The sequence below is a fragment of the Wylensekiella montiformis genome (genome assembly GCF_009697385.1).
GTDB lineage: Bacteria > Bacillota > Negativicutes > Selenomonadales > Selenomonadaceae > Selenomonas_A > Selenomonas_A montiformis.
This window is the reverse complement of sequence record NZ_VUNL01000022.1, coordinates 1-6,142: the sequence shown is the minus strand read 5'-3', so window position 1 is coordinate 6,142 and position 6,142 is coordinate 1. Positions and strand designations below refer to the sequence as shown.

Genomic DNA, 6,142 nt, shown 5'->3' with positions numbered 1-6,142 from the left:
GGATATCTTTCGCCAGATGACTTTGAAAAACTTTACAATGCGAGCGTTGCTAGAGAATCACGATTGGTAAGCTGAAAATAATTAAAATTTCTCATTTTATGTTGTACTAAATCTTGACATAGGACCAAGCTCCATCCGTATAATGGATAGATACATAACGATCACTCCCTATCAATTATCATCAGGGCCTCAAATATTACTCATCCCGAATCAATAGTCACTACTCCCATCCACGGGGCGGCTTTTTTTATTGCGAGGTTCCCTGGGCAGAGTGCGGGGTTCATTTATGCATAAAAGCGTAGAGCACTTTTTGCAATAAAGTGGTATAATATAGTTAGATATATTGCAGAAAGTGAGGCGGGGAGAATGCAGTTATCCAAAAAGAAAGTACGGCTTATTAAGGCCATAAATCTAATGTTGCTAGTGACTATGTTCTTTTTATCAGATACCGTTACGGGAAAATTAGACTTGCTTCTAGTTATTGTTCTTCTTTACAGTATTTTAGATATGCCAGTAGACTCGAAAAAATAATTATCAAGCTGACACACCCTGCTTTTATTGCGGGGTCTGCAGCTACTTCCTTCACACCTTCCAGCCCGATGATGATTTCGGTACAGAATAACATATAAGCTTTAATATTATCCGCAGAGTCGTCAGGGGTAGCTTGAATTGCGAGAGCCTCCTCTGCCTGTTGACATAACTCTGGTTGATTTACTTCGAGATACTCAAAGGCTGGTAAAGTGCTGGCAACGTTTGGCATACTTACTTGTACTGTTGGAAATAAACGGCTCATTTGTTGGAGTTTTTCCTGCATTTTTATCAACTTGGGGATTCTGTTAATGTGCTCTAGCGTTCTTTGGTATTCAGTCATTGCCGCAGCCATAGACATATATGGTTGTTGGTACATTGCAACAGCCTCAATAGCGGGGCGAAATGCCGCTGCGGTTATAGCCTGAGCCTGCGTAAGTTGAGCTGTAATCGCAGCAGTTTGCATAGCCAGTGAAGCGCGGGGTATCTGAATGGCGTTCTGAAATGCCTTTAGCGCTGGTGGATTGAAGATGCGTTGGGCAGTCTCCGCCATTTCGAAAATAGGATATGTATTTGTTGACAATCTTATATGGTCTTCAATGGTAGCCAATTATATCAGCTTCTTTCGTACAGCCGTCCTTCGGGGCATTTTTTTATTGCAAGCTACTAGATTTTCTTTTTGACATTAACTATAATGAACATAAGAGGAGGCGCGTTGTCATGGTTAGCAATATTTTCGGCAAGCTTCGCTGGCTGATATCAAGTATTGCTGTTTTTGTGGCAATATGGTCAGTCATTGTGATTATCATTACTGTAGCATGGTATATGGTTCCTTTATGTTCTGAGGAGTTCCTGCTAGGTTTTAGATGGCTGGTAGGGCTGATGATTATGATTTATTTGTTAGGATCTAGACACTTGAAAATAAATTAGATGTTTTGGAAGTAGGCAATTGCTTACTTCCTTTTTTTGTTGCGACGATGTTTTTTCTTTTGCTTAGGTGTGTTTGATTGACGCGGGTCGCAAACCTTTAGCCTATCTTGGGCTCCTTTTAACTGCTTGTCACCTATGGTATTGTGATCTTTAAACTTGTCTATTAAACTTAAAACAAAACCAGCGAGCCCATCTGTTTTTACTCCTCCGTCGTAAACATCGTCAGAAGGATGGTGGAACGTAGCCTGGCCACCAAAGAGTCCGATTACGACTATGCTTGTAAGCGCTACAAATGTAGGGTCGCCCAATAACTCAATTAATCCCGCAGATTGAACATTGGTTCTTGACTGAACTTTTATATCATTTTCATTGCAACCGATATCCTTATAAAGTTCTTTAGCTCTGCTCAAAATACCGTTCATATATAATGGCATGTCAAAAGCGTTTGGACTTTCAGGTGTTACTAGCGATAGCGTAAAATGAGCTATACCTTCTTTTACATAGAAGGGGTTTAGTGCTCTTTCGATAAATTCACCATAACCATCCACATTAGATAATTTTTGTTGGTTGCGGAAGAATGTATAAAGCTTAGAATCAACACGCGATTTAGGAATTCCTTGAATCCAGTGTGTTTTACGCCTGCGAGTGTATGGGCACCTACCATCTAAAATGTCTTCTTCAGATGGAGCTTCTTCCTCGTATATTTCATCCTCCTCGATTATACCGAATGCGAATTGGGCAGATGATGCGGATGGAATTACAACAATATCTCCCTTGTGTATTTCTTTACAAAATTTATGAATCTGGTTCAGTGCTCGAGTGGCTTGAGGATGTGATTCCTTGACTTTTTCGACTAATTCCTTTGTGCGATCTTTTTCATCGACACAAGGAACATCTTCATCTCCAATACCGACAAAGCCATCAAGAAAAAACTCGTCAAAGTATTCACCACCTTGAGTGCGGATAAACCAATATCGTCTATTTGTATCTATATGCTCAACCGGAAGTCCGATGTTTTCAAGTAATCTATAACATTCTGTTGCCGTAATCTTATCATTCAATATCAACATATCCTTTCGTATAGCCGTCCATCCGGGTGGCTTATTTTTATTATTGCGGATATAGTATGCTAATTTTTTGGACTGCGCTGAATAGTTGCTCTAGCAAGTTCGAAAGCGCCAGAGTCCTTCATAAGGTATGTTTTCCAAAAATACTCCGGGTTAGAAATAATTAACTCGGCGACATTCTTATACCACACATTGCGGTATGAGAATCTAACAATTGGATTTTTAATACGTTTTTTAAGTTCCTTATTAACCAGTTGCATCTGCTCAATGTAATCCGTAAAAGCTTCTCCGATTACATCGTTAAAATGTGAATGCTGCAATACTTTTAGGCACCCGTCATAAATGCTGGGAGAAAAACCTCTAACGCTATCTTGAAAATCAATCTCTTTTTTTATTTTCGTGGCGGCGGCTTCATATTCATAGTTGTCATCCGGCGATGTTGCCCAATCGAAAGCGGATGCTTTTTTAGATTCGTTATCTAAATTTGTATATAGCAGTTTTTCGGGCGGAATATTAAAGAATTCACATATTTTATCGAATTCATCATTGGACAATTCCGAAGGTATCCCCTTGAGGATTGAACCTATTCGTTCCTGGTCATTTATTCCAGTTTTCTCGACGAAGGCCGAAATTTCTAGTGGATTCAGTAATGTTTTGAGATTTGCAGCCAAATTGTGATCAATCTCTTGGACTTTTTCGACCTCCCACTGGTGACGTAGTTTTCTAAAATAAGGGACACCAGCAGCAGGGATTTGCTCTTCGATGTCCTTGGATTCATAATCCACCTGCCTACTAGCCCAGCCCATCAATTCAATTGGCGTTGTATTCAGAGCCCTCGCCAAGGGTTCCAGAACGCCCACGGGCATATTTTCGACGTCAGTGCTTTCATATCTATATATGGTAGCTCTGCTTTTATTTAGCTTATGAGCAAGTTCGTCGGCGGTCATGCCTAATGCCGTACGCCTGGCTTTTATAACATCGCCTATGGATTGCATATCCAGCCCCTCCTTCTGATTTTTGTTATTCTTAATGATAACATATTTTTTCATATTTGAGAATAGAATACAGGCGTGTTTGAAAAAAATCCTAAAAATGAGAAAATCACATTGACAATGTCTCATATTTGAGTTACTATATACGTGTCGCATGAAATGAGACAATAACCGCGTAAGGAGGACCGTTAAGCTATGATTAATGTAAACAAGCTCAAAGGCAAAATAGTGGAAAATGGTCTATCCGTGGCAGATGTGGCTAAAGCTATTGGCATAGGCACGGCCAGCCTTTATCGTAAGATGAACGGTAAGGACGAAACGATGTATGTAAAAGACGCCTATGCAATAGGGCAGCTCTTACACCTGACTACGGAAGAGATGAACGCAATTTTTTTGCCTCTAATATCTCAAATATGAGACAGAGCTAAAGAAACAGGAGGATAACGAATGAGCGAACTTATCAAAATCAATAGTGAAAACAAAGTGAACGGCAGAGAGCTTCACAAGTTCTTGCAGATTGGGACGGCCTATAAAGACTGGTTTCCGCGAATGGTTGAATATGGATTTTTAGAGGGTGTGGACTTTTGCTCAAAAATGAGCAAAACCTCCCCGAACGGCGGCAGGCCTGCCAGCGACCACGAAATGACCATTGGCATGGCTAAGGAAATTTGCATGATTCAGCGCAACGAGCGGGGCAAGCAGGCAAGGCTTTACTTCATCGAATGTGAGAAGCGGCTGAGAGGGCTTAACGCTCCATCCTATCAGATTGCTGACCCAATAGACCAGGCAAAGCGCTGGATTGAGGAGGAAACCAAACGGCAGGAACAGGCCAAGCAGATTACCGAGATGAAGCCCAAAGCCCTGTTTGCAGACGCAGTGAGCGCTTCGAAGTCATCAATCCTCATTGGGGACTTGGCAAAAATCCTCAAAGGCAATGGTATCGCGACCGGGCAGAAACGGCTGTTCAGCTATATGCGGGATAATGGGTATCTGATTAAAGGTGGCAGTTCCAAGAATATGCCTACCCAGAAAGCTATGGAGCGCGGGCTGTTTGAAATCAAGGAAACAACTATCAATAATCCTGATGGCAGTATCCGTGTAACCAAAACAACGAAAGTCACGGGCAAAGGGCAGCAGTATTTCGTCAATAAGTTCTTAGATGGGAGGAAAGAGGCATGAAAAAGATTATGGTAGCCGATGCAGTTATTGACCTAGCGGGTACTCATGATGAACTGATGAGAACGTTCGGGTACAGTAGTGACCGGGCCTGGGAAATTGCAGAAAAGCTCTGCTCAGACCGCTACGGCGTGAATTTCGAGTCACTCCATGCTTTCATGGGGAGAAAAGTTGACGGCTCGGCAAATTTGGCCATAGCCAAGGCCCAGGCTTATCTTGAGGAAAAGCACCGCCAGGAGAGCGATGGCAAGTGAACGGCTCGGATGCACACTACCCAATAGCACTACCCAAACCACATGCGAAGGGAGAGAGATTCGTATGGAAAAGCAAGAGACAGGATTAGTCGGGTTTGACCCGGTGAAGTTTATCGAGTTGCTGCTGAAGCTGGATGGTCGCGCCAAAGGCCATGAGGTTGAAGTAGAAGTAAGAGAACGCAAAGCTAAAGAGGAGGTGCAGAGTGCATGACACAGACAGAGATCCAGGAGCTGCAGCGTGTTGCTGAGAGAGCTGAAGGGCATTACCATCATGCTGTTATGACAGCTGTTGACAAAGAACGCTGTTATGCCGTGAATGAGCGCGCGCGGAGCGACGCGTTTATGCTGGGGCACATACTCGGCAAGGTTGATGCAGAAATCATTGATGATATCGAATCAGAGAGGAGGAAGAAACATGACCGAGCATGAGAGGAAGATACGCAGGATCATCGAGACGGAACGACACCGCCAACTAGGGGCTTTCCTGCATCGTGGTGTACGGGCCATGCCGGAGATGCTGAAGATTACTTTGCTGGCGGCTATGGCTTACCTGTTCCTGCTGGTGTTGTGCGTATGAAAATTACCAGCAAGTTACCAGCAAACAAAAAGACCGTTCCCGGTGGTGCAGGAACGGTCCGAAGTAAAAACCAAAGCTAAAAGGTTTTCATATCTATTTTACCATAGGAGGAATTTACATGTCCATGGATATCAATATTCACATCACGGCTGACAGCGAGCTTATCCGTGCGCTATCCGACATTGCCGGCTGTATGGCAGCTATCAGTATCGCCAAGGCCGATCATACCGATATGGTCCCGCCGGAGAAGGCCGCCAAGACGCCTGAGCCCGCTAAAAAGGCAGAGTCTAAGAAGAATACCAAGGCAAAGGAAAAGCCCCTCACAGGGGAGCCTGTGAGCCCTGCTAAGGCAAAGGAAATCAATGACCTGGTGAAGGAACCGGAGCCGAAGAAAGCAGAGGCAGCAGATAAACCGACCACAGAGGAAATCGAGGCTATCCGGGGCAAGGCCGGGGAATTCATGAAGGCCGATAAAACCACCAATCAGCCGATGGTCCTATGTCAAGATTTAGTACAACATAAAATGAGAAATTTTAATTATTTTCAGCTTACCAATCGTGATTCTCTAGCAACGCTCGCATTGTAAAGTTTTTCAAAGTCATCTGGCGAAAGATATCC

Annotated in this window: 11 protein-coding genes; 8 read left to right on the top strand and 3 right to left on the bottom strand. The window is 43.3% G+C overall.

The annotated features are described in order from the left end of the window. Positions 1 to 478: 478 nt before the first annotated feature. Positions 479 to 1,138 (bottom strand): hypothetical protein, encoded by a 660-nt coding sequence (locus tag FYJ78_RS12650; RefSeq protein ID WP_154621755.1) that lies wholly within the window; start codon positions 1,136 to 1,138, stop codon positions 479 to 481. 110 nt (positions 1,139 to 1,248) lie between these two features. Here FYJ78_RS12650 and FYJ78_RS12645 point away from each other — a divergent pair, with 110 nt between their 5' ends. Then, a complete protein-coding gene (locus FYJ78_RS12645; RefSeq protein ID WP_154621754.1) occupies positions 1,249 to 1,458 on the top strand; it encodes a hypothetical protein in 210 nt (69 codons plus the stop codon). A gap of 23 nt (positions 1,459 to 1,481) precedes the next feature. Here FYJ78_RS12645 and FYJ78_RS12640 read toward each other — a convergent pair whose 3' ends face one another. Together FYJ78_RS12640 and FYJ78_RS12635 are read right to left on the bottom strand one after the other, a co-directional pair. Continuing rightward, positions 1,482 to 2,519, bottom strand: coding sequence for a hypothetical protein (locus FYJ78_RS12640; RefSeq protein WP_154621753.1), 1,038 nt, complete (start codon positions 2,517 to 2,519; stop codon positions 1,482 to 1,484). A 68-nt stretch (positions 2,520 to 2,587) separates the two neighbouring features. Next, on the bottom strand, positions 2,588 to 3,520 hold the full coding sequence (locus FYJ78_RS12635; RefSeq protein ID WP_154621752.1) for a helix-turn-helix domain-containing protein: 933 nt from the start codon (positions 3,518 to 3,520) through the stop codon (positions 2,588 to 2,590). A 192-nt stretch (positions 3,521 to 3,712) separates the two neighbouring features. Between FYJ78_RS12635 and FYJ78_RS12630 the strand changes: the two genes are divergently transcribed. From FYJ78_RS12630 to FYJ78_RS12600, 7 genes are all read left to right on the top strand, one after another. Next, positions 3,713 to 3,934, top strand: coding sequence for a helix-turn-helix domain-containing protein (locus FYJ78_RS12630; protein WP_154621751.1), 222 nt, complete (start codon positions 3,713 to 3,715; stop codon positions 3,932 to 3,934). Between the two features lie 30 nt (positions 3,935 to 3,964). Beyond that, positions 3,965 to 4,696 carry a phage antirepressor KilAC domain-containing protein gene (locus FYJ78_RS12625; RefSeq protein WP_154621750.1) on the top strand — a complete coding sequence of 244 codons (732 nt, stop codon included), beginning with the start codon at positions 3,965 to 3,967 and terminating at the stop codon, positions 4,694 to 4,696. Then, positions 4,693 to 4,947: a hypothetical protein gene (locus FYJ78_RS12620; RefSeq protein ID WP_154621749.1), complete on the top strand. Its 255-nt coding sequence runs from the start codon at positions 4,693 to 4,695 to the stop codon at positions 4,945 to 4,947. Before FYJ78_RS12625 ends, FYJ78_RS12620 begins: the two co-directional genes overlap by 4 nt. Positions 4,948 to 5,011: 64 nt before the next feature. Continuing rightward, entirely contained in the window at positions 5,012 to 5,158 is a 147-nt protein-coding gene (locus tag FYJ78_RS12615; RefSeq protein WP_154621748.1) for a hypothetical protein, read from the top strand. Further along, positions 5,155 to 5,376: a hypothetical protein gene (locus tag FYJ78_RS12610; protein ID WP_154621747.1), complete on the top strand. Its 222-nt coding sequence runs from the start codon at positions 5,155 to 5,157 to the stop codon at positions 5,374 to 5,376. Before FYJ78_RS12615 ends, FYJ78_RS12610 begins: the two co-directional genes overlap by 4 nt. Then, a complete protein-coding gene (locus FYJ78_RS12605) occupies positions 5,363 to 5,524 on the top strand; it encodes a hypothetical protein (protein WP_154621746.1) in 162 nt (53 codons plus the stop codon). Before FYJ78_RS12610 ends, FYJ78_RS12605 begins: the two co-directional genes overlap by 14 nt. Before the next feature lie 118 nt (positions 5,525 to 5,642). Next, positions 5,643 to 6,110 (top strand): hypothetical protein, encoded by a 468-nt coding sequence (locus tag FYJ78_RS12600; protein ID WP_154621745.1) that lies wholly within the window; start codon positions 5,643 to 5,645, stop codon positions 6,108 to 6,110. Positions 6,111 to 6,142 lie beyond the last annotated feature (32 nt).

What these genes read in the sequence shown, in the direction of transcription:
- FYJ78_RS12645 (WP_154621754.1), top strand. Translation starts at nt 1,249, where the DNA reads ATGGTTAGCAATATTTTCGGCAAGCTTCGCTGGCTGATATCAAGTATT.
- FYJ78_RS12635 (WP_154621752.1), bottom strand. Translation starts at nt 3,520, where the DNA reads ATGCAATCCATAGGCGATGTTATAAAAGCCAGGCGTACGGCATTAGGC.
- FYJ78_RS12630 (WP_154621751.1), top strand. Translation starts at nt 3,713, where the DNA reads ATGATTAATGTAAACAAGCTCAAAGGCAAAATAGTGGAAAATGGTCTA.
- FYJ78_RS12625 (WP_154621750.1), top strand. Translation starts at nt 3,965, where the DNA reads ATGAGCGAACTTATCAAAATCAATAGTGAAAACAAAGTGAACGGCAGA.
- FYJ78_RS12620 (WP_154621749.1), top strand. Translation starts at nt 4,693, where the DNA reads ATGAAAAAGATTATGGTAGCCGATGCAGTTATTGACCTAGCGGGTACT.
- FYJ78_RS12615 (WP_154621748.1), top strand. Translation starts at nt 5,012, where the DNA reads ATGGAAAAGCAAGAGACAGGATTAGTCGGGTTTGACCCGGTGAAGTTT.
- FYJ78_RS12610 (WP_154621747.1), top strand. Translation starts at nt 5,155, where the DNA reads ATGACACAGACAGAGATCCAGGAGCTGCAGCGTGTTGCTGAGAGAGCT.
- FYJ78_RS12605 (WP_154621746.1), top strand. Translation starts at nt 5,363, where the DNA reads ATGACCGAGCATGAGAGGAAGATACGCAGGATCATCGAGACGGAACGA.
- FYJ78_RS12600 (WP_154621745.1), top strand. Translation starts at nt 5,643, where the DNA reads ATGTCCATGGATATCAATATTCACATCACGGCTGACAGCGAGCTTATC.